The sequence below is a fragment of the Rhizobium sp. YJ-22 genome, assembly GCF_029601685.1.
In the GTDB taxonomy this organism is placed as follows: domain Bacteria; phylum Pseudomonadota; class Alphaproteobacteria; order Rhizobiales; family Rhizobiaceae; genus Metarhizobium.
Map to the genome: position 1 here is coordinate 176,033 of NZ_JARRIR010000009.1, position 20,053 is coordinate 196,085.

The window sequence follows — 20,053 nt, forward strand, 5'->3', positions numbered from 1 at the left end:
CCCATGCGGGTAAGCCCGCCCGATCACAGTTTCGTGAGAAGCCTGTTTCGAGAAATCGGGACCGCCCTTGCCTTGCGGGGCGATTGCTGTCCATCATGGCGCGGTTTCCGCCGGATTCGGCCCTGCGCCGCCGGCCGCCTTGCAGGCCCCATGATTGATTGGACGATAGTATGAGCCGTTTGACCCGTTTTTCCGTCGCGCCCCTGTCCACCCTCACCCGCCGGCTGGCCGACGTCGCTTCCGGCCGCGCCACGCCAGACCTGGTGATCGGTGGGGCGCGCGTGCTCTCCACCTATTCGGAACGCATCCTGCCCGACCGCGAGATCTGGGTTAGCAACGGCCGCATCGCCGCCGTCAAGCCGGCCGGCAGCTATCGCGGCGATGGCGCGAAACGCTATGACGCGAAGGGCGGCATCATCGCGCCGGGCCTCGTCGATCCGCATATCCACATCGAATCCTCGATGGTGACGGCCTGCGCCTATGCCGAGGCCGCCCTGCTCAACGGCACGACGACGATCTTCTGCGACAGCCACGAAATCGGCAACGTCATGGACGTCGCCGGCGTCGAGGCGATGTTGGAGGATGCCCGCGAGGCGCCGCTGTCGATCTTCCTGACCGTGCCCAGCACCGTGCCGGCGACCTCCGCCGAGCTGGAAACCGCCGGCGGCGACCTGACGCCGGACAAGATCGCCGCTTTGTTCGACAAGTGGCCGGAGGCGGTTGCGCTCGGCGAGAAGATGGATTTCGTGCCCGTCGCCATGGGCGACGAGCGCAGCCATGCCATCCTCGCCGCCGCCCTGTCGCGCGGCCGGCCGGTCAGCGGCCATGTCTATGGCCGCGAATTCGTCGCCGCCTACGCCGCCTCCGGCGTCACCGACACGCATGAGGCCATCGACCGCGATATCGCCGATGACCTGCTGGAGGCCGGCGTCTGGCTTTTCCTGCGCGGCGGCCCGCCGACGACGCCCTGGCATTCCCTGCCGCAGGCGATCAAGACGATCACCGAGCTCGGCGCCTCGCACAAGCGCATCGCGGTCTGCACCGACGACCGCGATGCCGACGACCTGCTGCTGTTCGGCATGGACTGGGTGACGCGCGAGGCGGTCAAATACGGCATGAAGCCGGAACAGGCGTGGTCGATGGGCTCGCTGCACGGCGCCACCCGCTTCGGCATGGAAAACGAGATCGGCGGCCTCGGCGGCGGCCGCCGCGCCGACCTCGTGCTGCTCGACGACGACCTGAAGCCCGTCAATACCTGGTATGGCGGCGAGCTGTTGGTCGAGGACCGCAAGGTGACGCCGCTGCTCGACGCCGCGCTTTCCAACCGTTACCGCTATCCGGAAGCCGCCTACCACACCGTCAAGCTGCCCAAGGCGATCAGGTTGACGCCGGAACTGCCGACCGAAAGGGTGATCGCCCATACGATCAAGACGGAGCTGCCGGGCATCACCCTCGGCCATGTCACCGTCGAACTGGAGCCGGCCAACGACTGGCAGGCGCATTTCGACCGTCACGGCCTGTGCTTCGTCACCGTCATCGAGCGTCATGGCAAGTCCAACGGCAATGTCGCCTATGGCCTGCTCAACAATTTCGGCCTGAAGAACGGCGCCGTCGCCTCCTCGGTCGGCCATGACAGCCACAACATCATCATCGCCGGCACCAACGAGGCCGACATGCAGGTGGCGCTGGAAGCCATCGGCAAGACTCAAGGCGGGGTCTGCGTCGTCTCCGAGGGCAAGGTCACCGCCATGGTGCCGCTGCCGATCGCCGGCCTGCTCTCCGACAAACGCGTGCATGAGGTGGCGGACGCGGTGAAGGCGCTGAAGGTCGAATGGCAAAAAGCCGGCTGCACCATCGCCTATATGGGCTTCAACCTCATTCCGCTCTCCGTCATCCCGGATATTCGCATCACCGACAAGGGGAATGTGCTCGTCCCGGAAATGCGCATCCAGCCGCTGTTCGAGCCGGCTTGAGGGCCGCTTACGCCATCGTGTCCAGCTCGGCGCGATGGCGCAGCATGGCGAGAAAGCGACGGTAGTCGCGGTCATAGCCTGAGCGGGCATCGGGATTGGGACGCCGCTCCTGCCCAGTGGGCGTCATTGCCCGGCCGGCGGCGGCGAGATCGGGATGCAGGCCGCCGGCAACGGCGGCGCCCATCGCCGTGCCGAGCAGCACGGAATCGGGCATGTCCGGCACGATGATCGTGCAGCCGGTGACATCGGGATAAAGCTCCATCATCAACGGGTTCTTCAGATGCCCGCCGGTGACATGCAGCCTGTCGATGCCGTAGCCGTAATCGCGCATCACCTCCAGAACATGGCGGATGCCGAGCGCGATGGCGACGCAGGCGCGCCAATAGAGCGTGCAGAGCCCATCGAAGGACGTATCGAGCGTCAACCCGCTGATGACGCCGAGCGCATGCGGATCGGCGGCCGGCGAGCGATTGCCATGGAAATCCGGCAGGATATGGATGCGCTCGCCAAGGCTTGCGCCATGGATAGCGCGCAGCTCCCGCGCCCGGACGATGATGCGGGCGTGCAGCTCAGGCGTCGGCGGCCCGCCGGCGGCATGCATCCGCACCACATGATCGAGTAGCGCGCCCGCCGCCGATTGTCCGCCCTCCACCAGCCAGTAGCCGGGCAGCAGGGCGTCGAAATACGGCCCCCAGAGGCCGCGCGTCGGCTTGGCGTCGGTCGACAGGCTGACAAGGCAGCTCGATGTGCCGGCGATCAGCGCCAGTTGCCGCTCCATCCGCTCGGGATCGTCGGCGAAGGCGCCGAGCACGCCGAGCGCCCCGGCATAGGCATCGACCATGCCGGCCGAGACCCGCGTCTGCGTCTCCAGCCCGAGATCCGCCGCCGCCTGCGATGTCAGTTGCCCGACGCCGGCGCCGACCGCCACCGCCGTTTCCGGCAGGCCGCCGCGTTGCAGCAGATCGTCGAGGCCGATGGCCTGCAGGAAATCGGACTGCCAGCCGGGGGCGACATGGCCGAGATAATTCCATTTCGGCGTCAGCGTGCAGCGCGATCTGGCATGGCTGCCGCTGGCCCGCCAACTCAGGAAATCGGCGAGGTCGAAGATGTAGCCCGCCCGCTCCCAGATCTGCGGCAGGTTGGCCTTCAGCCACATCAGCTTCGGCATCTGCATTTCCGGCGACATGAACTGGCCGGAATAATCCATCACCGGGTGCCGGCTCGCCGTGCAGCGGTCAGCCTCGGCGGTGGCGCGGTGGTCCAGCCAGACGACGGTATCGAGGCTGGCCTCGCCCTTGGTCGAGACGCTGAGCGGCCGGCCCTGCCGGTCGCGCACCACCAGCGAGCAGGTGGCATCGAACCCGATGGCGCCGATCTGCGCCGGCTCGATCTCCGCCGCCTCGCGCGCCGCGCGCACCGCATGACAGACGGCGGCCCAGATGTCTTCCGAATCATGCTCGGCGTGATCCGCGCATGGCCGGTGCATAAGGATGGGATGTTCGCGCCGGGCTTTCAGCCGGCCCGCAAGATCGAAAATGCCGGCGCGCGCGCTGCCCGTGCCGACGTCGACCGCAACGACATGATCCCGCATCCGGTTGATTTCTCCGCCCTATTTCCCGTACCGGTCCACAAGGTGGAGCAAATCGGTCATCGCGTCAAATGTCGCGTCCGGCGCAAGCGCGGCAAGCTGTTGACGATAGGCCGGCTGGACGGTGTGGGAGCCGCCGGTGAAGGCGAAGACGGTCATGCCTGCCGCCCGCGCCGCCTGGATGCCGGCCGGGCTGTCCTCGATGACGATGCAATCGGAAGGTGCCGTCTGCATCTCAGCAGCCGCATGCAGGAAGAGATCGGGCGCCGGCTTGCCGCGCGTCACCATCTGCGCCGAAAAGATATGCGGCTCCAGCCGGTCGATCAGGCCGGTGACGGTCAGAGACAGGCGGATGCGTTCGAGCTGGCTGGACGAGGCGACGCAACGCCGCAAGCGTAGCGCATCCAACGTCTCGGCGATGCCGGAGATCGGCTTCAGCTCGCTGCGGAAGCGCGCATAAAGATCGGTGCGGATGCGCTCCAGGAAGGCATCGCCCACCGCAAGGCCGAATTCGTCGTGCAGGCAATCGGTTACCGCCTTCAGGCTGCGCCCCAGGAAGCGCTCATAGGCGCCGACCTCGTCGATGTCGGCGCCGATATCGCGCATGGCATTGACCAGCACGGAGATGGAGACCGGTTCGCTGTCGACCAGAACGCCGTCGCAGTCGAAGATCACCAGTTTCCCCGCACTCACCGCCATGACGCCGCTCGCTTCCTGAGTTTACTCCGCCAGCTTGCCGTCGAGGTAAAGCTGCAATGTCTGCCGCGTACCCTTTTCCCAGAGCGTGCGCAAGGCATGGGCGAAGCGACGGCGGAACAGGTCGGATTTGCCGACGTCGCCGAAAATGTCGTCGAAGACGAGGAAAGCGTCGGGATCGTCCTTGGCCTTCGCCGCCGCCGCTTGCAGCCGGCCGGCATTGGCATCGTTGAAGACGATCGCCTTGCCGCTGTCGGAGGTGCCCGCGAAATAGCGGCACCACAGCGCCGAGACCAGCGACAGGCCGACGATATCCTCGCCGCGCGCCAGCCGGTCGGCGGTCGACGGCAGGATGAATTTCGGCTGGCGGTTGGAGCCGTCCTGGGCAAGACGCGGAATGGTGTCGGCGATCTTCGGATTGGAGAAGCGACGCTCGATCAGCGCGTAATAGTCGTTGAGGTCGGTATCCGGCACCGGCGGGATGACCGGAATGATCTCGTCGCGCTCCAGCTTGCCGAGGAAGGCGCGGATATCGGCATCCTCCATCGCCTCGTGGACGAAATGGATGTCGAGCAGCGCCGCCGGATAGGCGATGGCCGCATGGCCGCCGTTGAGGATACGGATCTTCATGTGCTCGTAGGGCGTGACGTCAGGCACGAACTGGACGCCGACCTTTTCCAGCCGCGGGCGGCCGAGCGGGAACTTGTCCTCCAGCACCCATTGCTTGAACTCTTCGCAGAAGACCGGCCAATTGTCCTCGATGCCGTATTCGTCGCGCAGCAGGTCGATTTCCCGCTGCCCGGTCGCCGGCGTGATGCGGTCGACCATGCCGTTCGGGAAGGCGACATTCCTGGCGATCCAGTCGGCGAAGGCCGGATCGGACAACCGTGCCGTGCCGATGACGGCGGCGGCCGTCACCTTGCCGTTATGAGGAATGTTGTCGCAGGACATGACGGTGAAGGGTTCGATGCCCGCCGCCCGGCGCGCCTTCAGCCCGGCGACGATCAGCCCGAACACGGTCTTCGGCGAGGACGGCGCATTGCCGTCGGCGACGATGGCGGGATGGCCGGGGTTGAATTGGCCTGAGGCGTCGATGAAATAGCCGCCCTCGGTGATGGTCATCGAGACGATGCGGATTTTCGGATCGGCGAGGCCTTCGACGATCGCCCGGGAATCGCCGGCCGGCAGGATGCCGATCATCGGCTGGGTGACGCGGGCGCCGCTCTTGTTGTTGTCCTGCTCGACGACGGTGGTCAGAAAATCCTGGGCCGCCAGCTTGTCGCGCATCGCCGCATCCGAGGGCAGCACGCCGGCGCCGATGATCGCCCAGTCGTGATCCTCGCCGGCATTGAACAGGTCGTCGAGGTAGACGGCCTGGTGTGCCCGGTGGAAATTGCCGACGCCGAAATGCACGATGCCGGCCGACAGGTCCGCGCGGTCATAGGCCGGCACCGCCGCGGTGGCGGAAGCTTGCGGCAGCGTGGCGAGCGAAAGTTTCACAGTCATCTTGTGTCTCCGGGAATGTCTTGGAGAAGAGGCATTGTCCGGCGGCAGTGTCCGCCGCCGGCCGGTCAGGCAAGGGCATTGCCGTTGGCGTCGAACCGATGGATGCGGTTCGGGTCGGGGGTGATGAACACGGTGTCTCCGTGATTTACGGCGAATTCGCCACTGGCGCGCGCCGTGACGAGGCCGATGCCGTCGACATTGATGTGCAGGAAGGTGTCGGCCCCGAGATGTTCGGCGACCGTCACCGTGCCGCGCCATTCGCCCTCGCTAGTCGACATCGTCATATGCTCGGGCCGCACGCCGACGGTGGCGGCATTCCGCGCCTGCGCATAGGGTCCGGTGACGAAATTCATCTTCGGCGAACCGATGAAGCCGGCGACGAACAGGTTGCGAGGCGAACGGTAGAGTTCCAGCGGCGAGCCGACCTGCTCGATATTGCCGGCATTGAGCACGACGATCTTGTCGGCCATGGTCATGGCCTCCACCTGGTCGTGGGTGACATAGATCATCGTCGTCTTGAGCTGCTGGTGCAGCTCGCTGATCTCGATGCGCATCGAGCCGCGCAGCGCCGCATCGAGGTTCGACAGCGGTTCGTCGAAGAGGAAGGCCGAGGGCTGGCGCACGATGGCGCGGCCGATGGCGACGCGCTGGCGCTGGCCGCCGGAAAGCTGGCCGGGGCGGCGTTCGAGATAATTGGTGAGGTTGAGGATGCGGGCGGCATCTTCGACCTTCCGGTCGATTTCGGCTTGCGGCATCTTCGCCATCTTCAGGGGGAAGGCGATGTTCTTGCGCACGCTCATATGCGGATAGAGCGCATAGGACTGGAACACCATGGCGAGTTGGCGCTTGGCCGGGGCCTCGCCGGTGACGTCCTTGCCGTCGATCTCGATGACGCCGGAGGTGGTGTCCTCGAGGCCGGCGATCAGGCGCAGCAGCGTGGACTTGCCGCAGCCGGAGGGACCGACGAAGACCACGAACTCACCGTTCTCGATGGTCAGGTCGATGCCCGGAATGACGGCGGTGTCGCCGAAGGATTTGTTGACTTTCTTAAGGACGATCTTGCCCATGTTTCTCTTTCCCCGAATTTCTTATTTAACCGCGCCGAAGGTCAAGCCGCGCACCAACTGCTTCTGGCTGAACCAGCCCATGATCAGGATGGGGGCGATGGCGAGCGTCGAGGCCGCCGAGAGTTTCGCCCAGAACAGCCCCTGCGGACTGGAGAAGGAGGCGATGAAGGCGGTCAGCGGCGCGGCATTGGTGGTCGTCAGGCGGATCGTCCAGAAGGCTTCGTTCCAGGCGAGGATGATGTTGAGCAGCATGGTCGAGGCAATGCCCGGCACCGCCATCGGCGTCAGCACATAGACGATCTCGCCCCAGAGCGAGGCCCCGTCCATGCGCGCCGCCTCCAGGATTTCGCCCGGAATTTCGCGGAAATAGGTGTAGAGCATCCAGACGACGATCGGCAGGTTGATCAGCATCAGCATGATCGTCAGCCCGATGCGGCTGTCGAGCAGGCCGAGATCGCGAAACAGCATGTAGATCGGAAACAGCACGGCGACAGCCGGCATCATCTTGGTGGAGAGCATCCACATCAGGATGTCCTTGGTGCGACGGCTCGGCGCAAACGCCATCGACCAGGCCGCCGGCACCGCGACGATCAGCGCCAGCACGGTGGAGCCGAGCGACAGGATCACGGAATTCATGAACGGCGTGAAATAGTCGTACTGGCTCTGGACGTCGCGGTAGCTTTCCAGCGTGAAGGACGGGATCAGGTCGAAACCCTGGATCGCCTCCTGCTCCGACTTGAACGAGGTGATGATCGTATAGAGGATCGGAAAGAAGATCAGCAGCGCGACGGCCCAGGCCACGAGGGTGACGATGGCGGTACGCCGTGTCGAGACGGATCTTGCCATGATGCGCTCCTATCGGTCGAGGTTCTTGCCAACCGCCCGCATGGCGAAGAAGGCGACGATGTTGGCGAGGATGACGGCGATGATGCCGCCGGCGGAGGCCTGGCCGATCTTGAATTCCAGCGTCGCCTTCTGGGCCACGAGGAAAGGCAGGTTGGTCGATGCATAGCCGGGTCCGCCATTGGTGGTGACCAGGATTTCGGCATAGACCGAGAGCAGGAAGATCGTCTGGATGAGAATGACGACGGTGATGGCGCGCGCCAGATGTGGCAGCGTCAGGTAGATGAAGCGGTTGAGGAAATTGGCGCCGTCCATTTCGGCGGCTTCCTTCTGCTCGCCGTCCAGCGATTGCAGCGCGGTCAAGAGGATCAGCGTCGCAAACGGCAGCCATTGCCAGGCGACGATAATGATCACCGACAGCAGCGGATACCGCCCGAACCAGTCGATCGGCTCGAGGCCGACGGTGCGCATCAGGTCGGCGAGCACGCCGTATTGGGCATGCATGATCATGTTCTTCCAAACCAGTGCCGCGACCGGCGGCATGACGAAGAAGGGCGAGATGACGAGGATGCGCACGAACCCCTGCCCCCACATCGGCTGGTCGAGCAAAAGCGCCAGCAGGATGCCGCCGACCAGCGTGATCACCAGCACGCTCGCCACGATCAGCAGCGTGTTGAGGATCGACCAGAGGAAGGCGGGATTGTTGAAGAACAGCAGGTAGTTCGAAAAGCCGACGAAGCCGTCGCGGATCGGGTTCAGCGGATTATACTGCTGGAAGGAGAACCACAGCGTCAGCGCCAGCGGCACCGCCATCCAGATCAGAAGCAGGCCCACCGACGGCGCCAGCATGAAGCGCGCCAGTGTCCTGGTTTGTTGCGTGGCCATTCCCATGCCCCTCCCATGTCTCATGGCCCTGCCGGGCTCCCGGAAACGGGGATGGCGGCCGGCCGTGAAATTCCCTGAACGTTTTCTGAGATTGTGTTGCCGGCGCGAAATGCGGCGCGGCCGGGCGCGCGCTTTGAAAAAGACCGCCCGGCGAACCGGGCGGCAAGTGCGTCCTCGGGAGACGTTACTGGATGTATCCGCCTTCGGTCATGGTGGCGGTTGCAGCGTCCTGGGCCTGCTTGAGGGCGTCGTCGACGCTCGTCTGGCCGGCAAGGGCTGCCGAGAAGAGCTGGCCGACGGTGGTGCCGAGACCCTGGAATTCCGGAATGGCGACGAACTGCACGCCGACATAGGGAACCGGCTTGACGGTCGGCTTGGTCGGGTCGGCCGCATTGATGCTGTCGAGCGTCATCTTGGCGAAGGGCGCCGCCTTCTGGTATTCCGGGTTGTCATAGAGCGACTGGCGCGTGCCCGGGGGAACGTTGGCCCAGCCTTCCTTGTCGGCGACCAGCTTCAGATAGTCCTTCGAGGTTGCCCAGGCGATGAACTTTTCCGCCGCTTCCGCCTTCTGGGTGCCGGCAGGAATGGCCAGCGTCCAGGCCCAGAGCCAATTGCCGCGCTTGCCGAGACCCTTGTCGGGGGCGAGCGCGTAGCCGACCTTGTCGGCGACGGTCGAGTTCTTCGGGTCGGAGACGAAGGAGGCGGCGACGGTGGCGTCGATCCACATGCCGCACTTGCCCTGCTGGAACAGCGCCAGATTCTCGTTGAAGCCGTTGGAGGAAGCGCCCTGCGGGCCGGCGTCCTTCATCAGCTTGACGTAGAAGTCGAGCGTTTCCTTCCATTCGGGCTGGTCGAACTGCGGCTTCCAGTTCTCGTCGAACCAGCGGGCGCCGAAAGAGTTGGACATGGCGGTCAGGAAGGCCATGTTCTCGCCCCAGCCAGCCTTGCCGCGCAGGCAGATGCCGTTGATGCCGGCGCTGCGGTCGGTCATCTTGCGGGCGGCGTCGGCGACGAAGTCCCAGGTCGGCGCGTCGGGCATCTTCAGCCCGGCCTTCTCCATCAGATCCTTGCGGTACATGACCATGGAGCTTTCGCCGTAGAACGGCGCGGCATAGAGCTTGCCGTCGGCGGACAGGCCGCCGCGGATGGCCGGCAGGATGTCGTTGACGTCGTAATCGGCCCCGAGCTTGTCAAGCGGCAGCAGCCAGCTCTGCTTGGCCCAGATCGGAACCTCGTAAGTGCCGATGGTCATGACGTCGTACTGGCCGCCCTTGGTGGCGATGTCGGTGGTGACGCGCTCACGCAGGACGTTTTCTTCCAGCGTCACCCATTTCAGGTCGATACCCGGGTTCTTCTTGGTGAAGTCGTCCGTCAGCTTCTGCATGCGGATCATGTCGCCATTGTTGACGGTGGCGATGGTCAGCGTTTCGGCAGAGGCGATACCGCCCAGCGCCAGCAGGGAGCAGGCGCCCAGCAGAAAAGTCTTCAATGTCATAAATCTTCCTCCCAGAAGAAAAGATGAGCATTCGCTTTGCTCATGGGCAATTACTCATCAATGCACATAAAATGTCAACCCGGATTCCGTGCTGCAATGCCGAAAGCACAACTCAGTACCTTGAAAACAAATCAATAAATTTTTGCTCAGACATTGAGCAAAAATTCGGCCGTTGCCTCATCTGTGATCAATCCGTTGAGCAGCCCGCCTTTCAAGGCGCCGGCGATGGCGCGCGCCTTGCGTTTGCCCATGGCGATGCCGATGACCACGGAGGTCTCGCGCGAGGGGATGGGAACGCTCGCCACCCGCTCGTTGACGGGGTCATTCAGCAACCTTCCCTGCCCATCGAAGATCCATCCGCAGATCTCGCCGGCCGCACCGGCGGCGATCAGCGTCTGCATCTCGTCGGCGGCGAGGAAGCCATCGACGCAGAGCGGCGCGTCGGGGCCGAGTTCGCCCACACCGACGAAGGTGACATCGGCCTGGGCGCCGAGCGCCAGCGTCGAGCGCACCAGCGCCTGCTGGTGTAGGAGTTCCCGCTCCTCGGCGGAGGAGACGAGCACCGGCAGCGGCATCGGGAAATGCCGCGCCTTGATGGCGTCGGCCATGGAGAAGACGACGTTGTAATAGGCGGCCGACCCGTCCGGGCCGATATTGCCGGTCAGCGACACGACGCGGTGCTGCGGACAGTCAAGCGCCGGCAGCTGGTCGACCGCGGCCTTCAGGGTGCGGCCGGTGCCGATGGCGAGGACGATCGGATCGGGCTTCTTCAGCCAGCGCTCGATTTCCGCCGCCCCTGCCTCGGCGATGCCGACCGTGGTCGAGGTCGAAGCCGGATCGCTCGGCACGATATCGACGTGTTTCAGGCCGTATTTGCGCATCAGGTCGCGGCCGAGTTCCAGGCAGGCGGCGATCGGATGGTCGAGCCGCACCTTGATCAGCCGCTCGGCGACGGCCAGCGACACGAGGCGCTGGGCGGACTGGCGCGAAATGCCCATGGCGCCGGCGATCTCGTCCTGGGTGCGGCCCGCCACGTAATAAAGCCAGCCGGCGCGCGCCGCATCGTCAAGCCGCCCACCCGTCTCAGACCGTTTCGCCATGTCCCCGCCCATGCAGTTTTTGTTTCGTTGCCGCCATCTTCATGCTTCGCGGTCAAATGCGCAACGGGCGGGCGGATCTTTCCCTTGAGAATACGTCAGCCCCGACGCACCGGCCCCTCCGCCGTCAGTTCGGTCAGCGCCAGCGTCTGGTCGAGATGGCGCGCGCGCAAGGCGAGCAGCCTTTCGGCATAGGCAAGCCGGGTCGAAAGATAGGCGGGTTCGGCGGCAACGTTGCGCAATTCCTGCGGATCGGCCCGGAGATCGAAGAGCAGCGGCAGCAGCCCGGCGAAGTGGACATATTTGAAATCGGCATCGCGCAGAACGGCAAGGTTGCACGCACTCGACGGCAGGCCGAAATGCGCCTCCGCCGCGCCGCCCGCGACATCGCGAAAATCGAATTCCCAGAAGGCGGCGTCGCGCCATTGCGCCGGCGCCTTGCCCTGCAGGAAGGGCACAAGCGAGCCGCCGTCGAGATGGTTACGGGCCGGGCTCGCCAGCCGTTCGGCGAGCGTCGTAAAAATATCCGCCGCGCTGGTGAAGTGCTCGACCACGCCGCCCGCCCCTGAGCCATAAGCGGGATCGCGGATGACGAGCGGAATATGATAGGAGCCGTCGAAAAAGCCGCTCTTGCCGAACGACCAGTGGTCGCCAGCCATTTCGGCATGGTCGGAGGTGAAGACGATGATGGTGTTGTCCCACACGCCACTGTCTTTAAGCGCCTGCCAGAGGCGGCCAAGCTGGGCATCGACCTCGGAAATCATGCCGTAATAGACGGCGCGGATGGTGGCGATCTCCTCCGTGCTCCAATCGGCAACGCTACCCTTGGCGCCATGGACAAAACTGCCCTTCGACTGGCCGGCGAGATTGGCGGCGACATAAGGATGCATCGCCGCCTCCGTTTCCCGGTCGCGCGCGCGGGCAAACACCTCCGGCCCCGGCGGCGCATACATGTCGTTATAGGGCGCCGGCACCACGAAAGGCGGATGCGGGCGCAGGAAAGACACATGCGCGAACCATGGCGCATCCTGCTCGCCGAGCCAGCGGATGAACTCGCCGGTGAGGAAGGCCGTCTGGGTTTCCTGCGCCGAATAGGCGGGGGCTGCGCGGTTGACCTCGGGCAGGTCGCCGGCCGGGCGATGGACGTCGCGGCTCGTCGCCTCGTCATGGCCACGGGCGCGCAGCCAGGAGAGCCATTGTTTCTCATGCTCGGGCAGCAATTGCCGCGTGGTGAAGCCGGTCAGCACGCCCTCGTAACTCTTCAGATGCGGATCGCCGGCCTGCAAGGCGCGCGGATCGGGCGCGGTGTCGGTATAGCCGAACAGGGTCGGATCGTAGCCGGCGCGGCGTGCCATCAGCGCAACATTGTCAAAACGGGCATCGAGCGGCGAACCGTTGCGGCAGACACGGTGGTTCATCTGGTAGAGGCCGGTATAGAGGCTGGCGCGGGCCGGCGAGCAGGGCGCGGCCCCGGCATAATGGCGGCGAAACAGCACGCCCCCGGTTGCCAGTTCGTCCACGGCCGGGGTTTTGACGACCGGATGGCCAATGGCGGACAGGCAATCGCCGCGCCACTGGTCGGCGGTGATGAGAAGGACGTTCGGCTTCATGGGCAAGGCTCCGGCGAGGCGTTCGCCCAGTCGAACCGGCATCGCCGCCGGAAGTCAAACCCTTCGTCGATGCTGTCCACAGCGCCCTGGCCCCGCCGGCGTTTTCTTTTGACGCGCCGCCCATTCGCGCTACAAGCGTGGAGGACGGTTTACCAATGGAGTGCAAGGCAGGCATGAGGCAAGGCCCGGCGATACGCTACAAGGTGGCGGAGGCGGCACGGCTGGCGGGGGTTTCCGCCTCGACGCTGCGGCTCTGGGAAAGCCAGGGCCTCGTCGTCCCCCATCGTTCCGAGACAGGCCACCGGCAATATAGCGCCGAGGACGTGGCGCGGCTGAAGCGCATCGCCTGGCTGCGCAGCGAGCGCGGCCTCAATCCCGCCGCCATCCGCGCCGCGCTCGATGCCGAGGAAAGCGCCCCGAAAGCGGAAGCCGCCGCCTTCGAGGCCGATGCGGCGACGCAAGGCCTGGGGCGCAAGCTGCGGGCGCTGCGCCACGGCCTCAACAAGACGCTGGAGGATGTGGCGAGCGACATCGGCGTCGCCGCCTCGGTGCTGTCGACGCTGGAGCGCACCTCGCAAGGGGTGACCTTCAAGGTGCTGCACGACCTCGCCGCCTATTACGGCACCACCGTCTCCCGGCTGTCAGGCGAGGATACCGAAGACAGCCGCGAACTGGTGCGCAACGGCGACTGGCGCGTCTGGCCGGCCACCTCGCCCGGCGTCACCGTGCAGCTTCTGGCCGAAGGGCCGCTGATGATGGATTGCCATCGCTTCGTGCTGGCCCCCGGCGCGGCCAGCGACGGCGCCTACAAGCATGAGGGCGAGGAATTCGTGCATGTGCTGGCCGGCCGTGTCGAGATGGTGCTCGATGGCGACCAGTTCTTCGATCTCGGCCCCGGCGATTCGCTCTATTTCGCCAGCCACCGCCAGCATTCCTGGCGCAACGCCCATGATGGCGAGACCGTGCTGTTGTGGATCAACACGCCGCCGACGTTCTGACCAAAGCATTTGCAGGAAAAGTGGACACCGGTTTTCCGTAGGGAAAGCGATAGAATAAGATCTCAAGCCGTTGCCGGCGCCCGGTTGCGGCGCATTTCCGCCCAGATATGGCCGAACAGGGCGGCGAGTACGATCGGGCCGCCGATCAGCGTCGCCTGAGACGGCATCTCATTCATGAACAGCCAGACCCAGAGCGGCGTGATCGGCACTTCAAGCGCCGTCAGCAGGCTGGCATCGGCGGCCGGCACCCAGCGCGAGCCGAAGGTATAGAGAATGAGGCCGAGCGCATTCTGCACCACTGCGAACAGCATGATCAGCCGCACGTCATGGCCGGCCAGCGCCATAGGCGCGGCGAACCAGATGGTGATCAGCGAACACAGCCAGGCCGAAAACATCATCGCCGGCAGCATATGCACGTCGCGATGCTTGCGCATGACGGTGGCGAACAGCGCGCCGCTCAGCGTCATCGCCAGCGCCAGCCCCTTGCCGAGCAGGCTGTTGCCGCTGGCATTACCGACATCACCGAGCATGACCAGCACACCGGCCAGCGCCACGGAGGCGGCGATCAAGGTCGCCCGGCTCGGCCGCTCGCCGATGGTGAGATAGGCGACGCCCGCCGTCATGAAGGGCAGCGTCGCATAGATGACCATCGCATCGGCGACGCTGGTGTAATAGATCGCGCCGAGGCCGGTGATCATACCGGTCGTCGACAGCACCGTCGCCCACAGCGTCGGCCAGCGCATGGCGAGCAGGATGCTCCAGGCGCGGCGACGCTCCAGATAGAGGAAGAACAGCCCGACCGCCGTGCCCGAAAACAGGCCGCGCACGCAGATGATCGTCATCAGGTCGGCCTGGATGCTGCGCATGAACAGGCCGGACAGCGACCAGGCCAGCGCCGACAGCGAGACGTACAGCACGCCAAGCCGATACTGCCTCTGTTCCGCCAGGGTCATCTCGAATCGTCCGGAAAGTTTGAAGATTGAAATTCCTATCGCCGCGCGCGGGCCGCGACAAGCGGCCGGCGGACGCAAACCGGCCTTTGTGAAAAATTCTTTTCGGGCGGCGAGGGGCGCAATGCGCCCCTGCGGCAGGGTTTAGCGGTAAGGCTTGAACAGGGTCTCGACAGCCGTGATCTCGTTCGGTCTGAGATCATGGCCGCCGGAATGCCAGACGAGCGTCATATCCGCGCGTTGCGCGGTAAAGTAATCGGCCAGCGCGCGGGTGAGATCAGGCGGGCAGATCGGATCGCGCTCGCCCGCAGTGATCAGCACCGCGCGGTCGGCGAGATCGGGATTGTCGGCCGGCCGGAACGGGATTAGCGGATGCAAAAGCGCCGCCGCGTCGAACAATCCGCGCTCGATCATAAGGTTGGCGAGGATGTTGGCGCCGTTCGAAAAACCGAGGCCGAGCACCGCGCCCGCCTGATGCGCTTGCGTCTGCGCGGCGACGAAATCGGCCATCTTGGCGGTAGCGCGTGTCAGATCCGCCATGTCGTAGACGCCTTCGCCGGTGCGGCGGAAGAAGCGAGCCGCACCGTATTCGGAAACGTCGCCGCGCGGCGAAACGATGCTCGCCTCCGGCAGCAGCCGGCTGGCGAAATCGAAGAACTGGTTTTCATCGCCGCCGGTGCCGTGGAAGGCGAACAGGATCGGTTTGCCGGGTGCCCCGGGGCGAACCCGGTGCACATAGGTTTCGGACTCAGTAGTCATGGTTCTGTCCTCCTCAGCCTTCGAGCGGCTGCAGATGCTGTTCCAGAAGGCTGCGCAGATGCGCGTGCTGGCTCGGCAGCTTCAGGGCTTCGCCCAGATGCGCCTTGTCCTCGTCACGCTCGAAGCCGGGCTCGTTGGTGGCGATTTCGAACAGCACGCCGCCCGGCGTGCGGAAGTAGATCGCCCAGAAATAATCGCGATCGATGACCGGGGTCACCTGATAGCCGGTATCCATCAGCGCCTTACGCACTTCGAGCTGCTTCTGGCGGTTCTCGACCGCGAAGGCGACGTGATGGACGGAGCCTGCGCCCTGCGCGGCGCGTGCGATGCTCGGCATAGTCTCCAGGTCGATCGTATGCGCGTCATTTCCACCGGGCACAATCATACGGGTGACACCGTCACGGCTTTCCAGCGGCTGATAACCCATGAAGCTCAGCAACTCCTTGGTCGCGCCCTCGTCACGCAAGCGCAGCGACACGGAATGGAAACCGCGGATGGCGTGATCGGCATCGAGGCCGGCGGCCGTCCAAGGCGCGCGGCTATCCTTCTCGACCTCAACCAGCGCGAAGCCGTCGCCGTCGGGGCCAGGGAAATGCAAGCGCTTCTCGCCAAAAGCCTCGTCGGCCTTCATGCCGTCGAGGCCGAGGCCCGACAGACGCTCCTGCCAGAAGCCGAGCGAGCCCTTGGGCACAGAGAAAAGCGTCGTACCAACTTCGCCGGTGCCGGGACGGCCGCGGGCGATATCCGGGAACGGGAAATAGGTCATGACGGTGCCCGGCGTACCGGTCTCGTCGCCGTAGTAGAGATGGTAGACGTCGGGCGCGTCGAAATTCACCGTCTTCTTGACGCGGCGCAGGCCGAGCGTGTGGGTGAAGAAATCATTGTTGGAACGGGCATCGGCAGCCATGGAGGTGACGTGGTGCAGCCCTTTGATCTGATCGATCATGATAAGCCCCTTTCGGACCGGAGACGGCCGGTTGTTTCCTTTGTTTCACGCAATTCCGGACGCAAAATCGCTACGAACTTTTGCTGGAATTGCTCTGGGCTCAAGATGATGCCAAGCCGGCTTTTGCGCCAGCCTCCGGGATCTCTACGGATTGTTCACTTGGCGTTGACGACAAGCCTTTATCGTTCATGATAGAATGATATCAGGCGGCCTCGACCCGCTCCGGCAGCCGCCAGTTGATCGGCTCGCGCCCCTGCCCTTCGAGAAAGGCATTCGCCTTGGAAAAATGCCGGCTCCCGAAAAAGCCGTTATGGGCCGAGAGCGGCGACGGATGCACCGATTTCAGCACCAGATGCCGCTTGGTATCGACGAAGGCCGCCTTCTTCTGCGCATAGGAGCCCCAGAGCATGAAGACGACCGGGTGCGGCTGCTCGTTGACGGCGCGGATGGCGGCGTCGGTGAAACGCTCCCAGCCCTTGCCCTGATGGGCGGCGGCGCGCCCCTCCTCCACCGTCAGCACGCTGTTGAGCAGCAGCACGCCCTGGCGCGCCCAGCTTTCGAGGAAACCGTGGCGGGCGGGGGGAATGCCGAGATCGGTTTCCAGCTCCTTGTAGATGTTGACCAGCGACGGCGGGATGCGCACGCCCGGCCGCACGCTGAAGCACAGCCCATGCGCCTGCCCCGCGCCATGATAGGGATCTTGGCCCAGGATCACCACCCGCACCTGGTCGAGCGGCGTCAGGTCCATGGCGCGGAAAAATTCGGCTCCACGTGGAAAGATGTGTTTTCCCTTGGCTTTCTCTTCCACCAGGAATTCACGCAGCTGCTGCATGTAGGGGCTGGAAAATTCATCGCCGAGCGCGAGCTTCCAGCTCTCCTCCAGTTTCACCGCCGTATCCGTCATCGCCGCCTCCGCTTGCCTGTCCGTGCCTTGATTGAGGGCGCGGGCGCGGCAGTGTCAAGATGCGAGGACCGTTTTCCCGGATCGCTCAGGCCTTGCAGCTGCCGCCCTTCTTGCGGCGGCCGATGGCGTCGATCAGCACCGGCAATTGCCCGCGATCGCCCTTGGCGGTCGGCTGGATGTTGAGTGCTTCGCTTTCCGGCCACCAGTCGCCGGCCGCCCAATAACTCCAGCCGAGCCAGACATCGCCGTTGCGCTCCAGCCGCCGCAGCACATTCGACAGCGCCTGCAGGCAAGTCTTGTTGGCGGGTACGCCGATCTCGCCGAGAAAACCCTTCTTGCCCTGCTTCCGCAGCCAGCCGGAGACGTCGGAAATCGCCTTCAGCCCGGCCGCCTCGCTGTCGCAATCGCTGCCACCGCCGGAGAAGTCATGGTTGAGATACTGGTGGAACTCATAGGCGAAATTGTCGACAGGATCGCGTACGCCGCCCATGACATCGGCATTGACGCCGTTCGGGGTGTTCTCGTGCCAGCTTTGGCCACCGGTATGGTTGGTGCCGGGCACCAGGATCAGGTTTTTGGCGCCCACCGCGCGGATCGCCGTGATCGCCGCGTTGGCAGCCTCCAGCCAGAGGCGCGCGTCGATACGGTTCGGCTCGTTCATCAGCCCGAAATAGACATGTCTGTCGTCCTGGAATTCCGCCGCCAGCCGGCCCCAGAAGCCGGCGAAGGCGGAGACGGGCACGCTTGTCGTGCCGATCTTCTCCTCGTCATAGGCCGCATAATTGTGCGGATCGAGGATGACGACCATGCCGCGGGCCCGCGCCGCCGCTACGGTCTCTTTGAGACGCCGCAGTTCGAGCGGGTCGAGCGCGGCGTCGAGCTTCGGCTGCAGATGCTCCCATTTGAACGGCAGGCGGATGACGTTCATGCCCTTGGCGGCGAAGTGATCGATCGTCTTGACCGAGGGATAGATATAATCCTTGCCGTAGACGCCGCGCCCCTGGCCGAAATCGGCCCCCGCGAGGTTGACGCCCTGCAGACAGGCGGCCTGCGCCGTCTTCAGACCGGTAAGCGACAGCGTCGCCGCCAGCAGCGTGGAGAGGACCGGACGAAGCGGAGGAACCATATCTGCAAACCTTTGCCTTATGCCGGACGACACGCCAAAACGTTGCGCCATGACCGCACCCGGCCGCTTTCTAGCACCGCGATTGCTAACGGCCCGCTAAGCCCTGTTGCAAAAGGCGACAAGCTGTGATCATCGGGCTGCGATCCATTCGAGGATCGACCGATGTTCGGGGGCGGCGCGCCGCCGCCGAAATTATGCCCGGAATGACGCGCAGGCGATGAGGCGGCGCTTGCGAACCGAACGGCCCGAATGCGGTGGAGACGAACACTTGGATGCCCTGAACGCTATCGAAACCCGTGTGAAACTGCCCGTGGCCCTTGCCGTTCTCGGCAGCCTTCTGTGGATCCTGATGGCGACCGCGACGGTCATCGAGAGCGACACCTACCGTTACGCCACCGTGCTGCTGACGCTGATCGGCGGCTATTATTCCTATACGCGGCTGTCCTTCGTGCGCATGCACTGGGCCGGCTGGCTGTGCATCGCCTGGACGCTCTATGCCGTCGCCCGCTTCCTGCTCCTGATCTACAGCTCGCCGGACCGCCAGCGCGGCGCGTCGGAATGGCTGTATTTCTTCCCGCTGTTCTTTCCCTTCCTGGGGGCGGCGCTGGTCGTCTACCGTCCCTATGTGTCGCGCATTCTCGCCGGCTATTTCGTGCTGGCGCTGATCTTCCTGCTGATCCTCACCGACTACCGCGGCATTCTTTCGGGCGAGCCGGTGACGCCGATGATCCAGCACAACCGCATCCATGGCGCCGTCGCCTGTGGCTTCATGCTGATCGGCGCGTTCTTCTGGATGATGCACAATCTCTGTCACCATGCATGGTCCGACTGGCGGCTGCGCCTGTCGGTGACCTGTACGCCACCGATCGTCCTGCTCAGCCTGCTCAACATCTTCGGCTCCAAATCGAAGGGCGTGTGGATGGCGATGGCGATCACCCTGCCGCTGATCTATCTGCTGGCGCATGGCTATATGCGCGCCCGCTTCATCCGCGTTCTCGGCGCGGCGATGGCGATCTGTCTGGTGGCCGGCATCGCGCTGTTCTGGGGCAATATCGCCCAGACGGCGGGGCCGACGATCAACGCTATCGGCGCGACCGTGCAGGAGCTTTCCAATTCCGGCGACGTCTCCTCCGCCGTCCATGACGCCATCCGCTCCGAGGATACGCCGCTGTCGATGAACGAGCGCATGCAGCTCTGGACCAATGCCTGGGAAATCTTTCGGACCTCGCCGATCTTCGGCCAGGGCAACGACTGGCTGGAGAGCTGGCAGAAGACCGAATATGCCAATGTCGGCTATACGCTGCTGCACAACGGCTATCTGGAGATCCTCGTGCGCCACGGCCTGTTCGGGCTCACCGTCTTTGCCCTGCTGCTCGCCGTCTTCGTCGATGCCATCACGCGCGCCCGGCGTCTCGGGCTGATGTCGCTGCAGGCGGCGCATGCCTATTATGCCGCGATCGCCTATTTCTGCCTGACGCTGCTCAGCAATTCCAACAATCGCCTGGCAATCGGGGAAAGCTTCTTCATGATCGTGGCGGCCATCGCCTTCCATTGCCTGATCCTGATCGAGATCCAGGAAAAAGGCTGGCCTGAGGAAAAGGCCTGAAGCT

Annotated in this window: 17 protein-coding genes; 3 read left to right on the plus strand and 14 right to left on the minus strand. The window is 64.6% G+C overall.

Features of this window, described 5'->3' with window-relative positions; all coding sequences use genetic code 11:
• The first annotated feature begins 170 nt into the window (after positions 1-170).
• Complete coding sequence (locus tag P7F60_RS21040) at positions 171-1,973, plus strand: adenine deaminase C-terminal domain-containing protein (protein ID WP_277919654.1); 1,803 nt, start codon at positions 171-173, stop codon at positions 1,971-1,973.
• A 7-nt stretch (positions 1,974-1,980) separates the two neighbouring features.
• On the opposite strand, the gene P7F60_RS21045 is transcribed toward P7F60_RS21040, so the two are convergent.
• From P7F60_RS21045 to P7F60_RS21085, 9 genes are all read right to left on the minus strand, one after another.
• Entirely contained in the window at positions 1,981-3,564 is a 1,584-nt protein-coding gene (locus tag P7F60_RS21045; RefSeq protein ID WP_277919655.1) for an FGGY-family carbohydrate kinase, read from the minus strand.
• Between the two features lie 18 nt (positions 3,565-3,582).
• A complete protein-coding gene (locus P7F60_RS21050; protein ID WP_277919656.1) occupies positions 3,583-4,260 on the minus strand; it encodes an HAD family hydrolase in 678 nt (225 codons plus the stop codon).
• 21 nt (positions 4,261-4,281) lie between these two features.
• A complete protein-coding gene (locus P7F60_RS21055) occupies positions 4,282-5,763 on the minus strand; it encodes a mannitol dehydrogenase family protein (protein WP_277919657.1) in 1,482 nt (493 codons plus the stop codon).
• Between the two features lie 65 nt (positions 5,764-5,828).
• Positions 5,829-6,830, minus strand: a complete 1,002-nt coding sequence (locus P7F60_RS21060; RefSeq protein ID WP_277919658.1) for an ABC transporter ATP-binding protein — start codon at positions 6,828-6,830, stop codon at positions 5,829-5,831.
• Positions 6,831-6,851: 21 nt separating this feature from the next.
• Entirely contained in the window at positions 6,852-7,676 is an 825-nt protein-coding gene (locus P7F60_RS21065) for a carbohydrate ABC transporter permease (RefSeq protein ID WP_277919659.1), read from the minus strand.
• A gap of 9 nt (positions 7,677-7,685) precedes the next feature.
• Positions 7,686-8,558 (minus strand): sugar ABC transporter permease, encoded by an 873-nt coding sequence (locus P7F60_RS21070; RefSeq protein WP_277919660.1) that lies wholly within the window; start codon positions 8,556-8,558, stop codon positions 7,686-7,688.
• Positions 8,559-8,742: 184 nt separating this feature from the next.
• A complete protein-coding gene (locus tag P7F60_RS21075; protein WP_277919661.1) occupies positions 8,743-10,053 on the minus strand; it encodes a sugar ABC transporter substrate-binding protein in 1,311 nt (436 codons plus the stop codon).
• Positions 10,054-10,199: 146 nt separating this feature from the next.
• Positions 10,200-11,153 (minus strand): sugar-binding transcriptional regulator, encoded by a 954-nt coding sequence (locus P7F60_RS21080; protein WP_277919662.1) that lies wholly within the window; start codon positions 11,151-11,153, stop codon positions 10,200-10,202.
• A gap of 95 nt (positions 11,154-11,248) precedes the next feature.
• The gene (locus tag P7F60_RS21085; protein ID WP_277919663.1) at positions 11,249-12,760 is read right to left on the minus strand and encodes an alkaline phosphatase family protein; all 1,512 of its coding nucleotides are present in this window, start codon (positions 12,758-12,760) and stop codon (positions 11,249-11,251) included.
• 173 nt (positions 12,761-12,933) lie between these two features.
• Between P7F60_RS21085 and P7F60_RS21090 the strand changes: the two genes are divergently transcribed.
• A complete protein-coding gene (locus P7F60_RS21090; RefSeq protein WP_277919746.1) occupies positions 12,934-13,758 on the plus strand; it encodes a MerR family transcriptional regulator in 825 nt (274 codons plus the stop codon).
• A 62-nt stretch (positions 13,759-13,820) separates the two neighbouring features.
• Here P7F60_RS21090 and P7F60_RS21095 read toward each other — a convergent pair whose 3' ends face one another.
• From P7F60_RS21095 to P7F60_RS21115, 5 genes are all read right to left on the minus strand, one after another.
• Complete coding sequence (locus tag P7F60_RS21095) at positions 13,821-14,711, minus strand: DMT family transporter (protein WP_277919664.1); 891 nt, start codon at positions 14,709-14,711, stop codon at positions 13,821-13,823.
• A gap of 141 nt (positions 14,712-14,852) precedes the next feature.
• Positions 14,853-15,467 (minus strand): alpha/beta hydrolase, encoded by a 615-nt coding sequence (locus P7F60_RS21100; protein ID WP_277919665.1) that lies wholly within the window; start codon positions 15,465-15,467, stop codon positions 14,853-14,855.
• Between the two features lie 13 nt (positions 15,468-15,480).
• Positions 15,481-16,413, minus strand: a complete 933-nt coding sequence (locus tag P7F60_RS21105; RefSeq protein WP_277919666.1) for a VOC family protein — start codon at positions 16,411-16,413, stop codon at positions 15,481-15,483.
• Between the two features lie 202 nt (positions 16,414-16,615).
• Positions 16,616-17,317, minus strand: a complete 702-nt coding sequence (gene ung / locus P7F60_RS21110; RefSeq protein WP_277919667.1) for a uracil-DNA glycosylase — start codon at positions 17,315-17,317, stop codon at positions 16,616-16,618.
• Positions 17,318-17,402: 85 nt separating this feature from the next.
• Positions 17,403-18,443 (minus strand): glycoside hydrolase family 5 protein, encoded by a 1,041-nt coding sequence (locus P7F60_RS21115; RefSeq protein ID WP_277919668.1) that lies wholly within the window; start codon positions 18,441-18,443, stop codon positions 17,403-17,405.
• Between the two features lie 268 nt (positions 18,444-18,711).
• On the opposite strand from P7F60_RS21115, the gene P7F60_RS21120 reads away from it, so the two are divergent.
• A complete protein-coding gene (locus P7F60_RS21120) occupies positions 18,712-20,049 on the plus strand; it encodes an O-antigen ligase family protein (RefSeq protein WP_277919669.1) in 1,338 nt (445 codons plus the stop codon).
• The last annotated feature ends 4 nt before the right edge of the window (positions 20,050-20,053 follow it).

Bases quoted from the DNA above. Each gene is read 5' to 3' on its own strand.
- P7F60_RS21050 (WP_277919656.1), bottom strand. From the start codon at position 4,260: ATGGCGGTGAGTGCGGGGAAACTGGTGATCTTCGACTGCGACGGCGTT.
- P7F60_RS21040 (WP_277919654.1), top strand. From the start codon at position 171: ATGAGCCGTTTGACCCGTTTTTCCGTCGCGCCCCTGTCCACCCTCACC.
- ung (WP_277919667.1), bottom strand. From the start codon at position 17,317: ATGACGGATACGGCGGTGAAACTGGAGGAGAGCTGGAAGCTCGCGCTC.
- P7F60_RS21070 (WP_277919660.1), bottom strand. From the start codon at position 8,558: ATGGCCACGCAACAAACCAGGACACTGGCGCGCTTCATGCTGGCGCCG.
- P7F60_RS21105 (WP_277919666.1), bottom strand. From the start codon at position 16,413: ATGATCGATCAGATCAAAGGGCTGCACCACGTCACCTCCATGGCTGCC.
- P7F60_RS21085 (WP_277919663.1), bottom strand. From the start codon at position 12,760: ATGAAGCCGAACGTCCTTCTCATCACCGCCGACCAGTGGCGCGGCGAT.
- P7F60_RS21115 (WP_277919668.1), bottom strand. From the start codon at position 18,443: ATGGTTCCTCCGCTTCGTCCGGTCCTCTCCACGCTGCTGGCGGCGACG.
- P7F60_RS21080 (WP_277919662.1), bottom strand. From the start codon at position 11,153: ATGGCGAAACGGTCTGAGACGGGTGGGCGGCTTGACGATGCGGCGCGC.
- P7F60_RS21090 (WP_277919746.1), top strand. From the start codon at position 12,934: ATGAGGCAAGGCCCGGCGATACGCTACAAGGTGGCGGAGGCGGCACGG.
- P7F60_RS21060 (WP_277919658.1), bottom strand. From the start codon at position 6,830: ATGGGCAAGATCGTCCTTAAGAAAGTCAACAAATCCTTCGGCGACACC.
- P7F60_RS21075 (WP_277919661.1), bottom strand. From the start codon at position 10,053: ATGACATTGAAGACTTTTCTGCTGGGCGCCTGCTCCCTGCTGGCGCTG.
- P7F60_RS21100 (WP_277919665.1), bottom strand. From the start codon at position 15,467: ATGACTACTGAGTCCGAAACCTATGTGCACCGGGTTCGCCCCGGGGCA.
- P7F60_RS21095 (WP_277919664.1), bottom strand. From the start codon at position 14,711: ATGACCCTGGCGGAACAGAGGCAGTATCGGCTTGGCGTGCTGTACGTC.
- P7F60_RS21055 (WP_277919657.1), bottom strand. From the start codon at position 5,763: ATGACTGTGAAACTTTCGCTCGCCACGCTGCCGCAAGCTTCCGCCACC.
- P7F60_RS21045 (WP_277919655.1), bottom strand. From the start codon at position 3,564: ATGCGGGATCATGTCGTTGCGGTCGACGTCGGCACGGGCAGCGCGCGC.
- P7F60_RS21065 (WP_277919659.1), bottom strand. From the start codon at position 7,676: ATGGCAAGATCCGTCTCGACACGGCGTACCGCCATCGTCACCCTCGTG.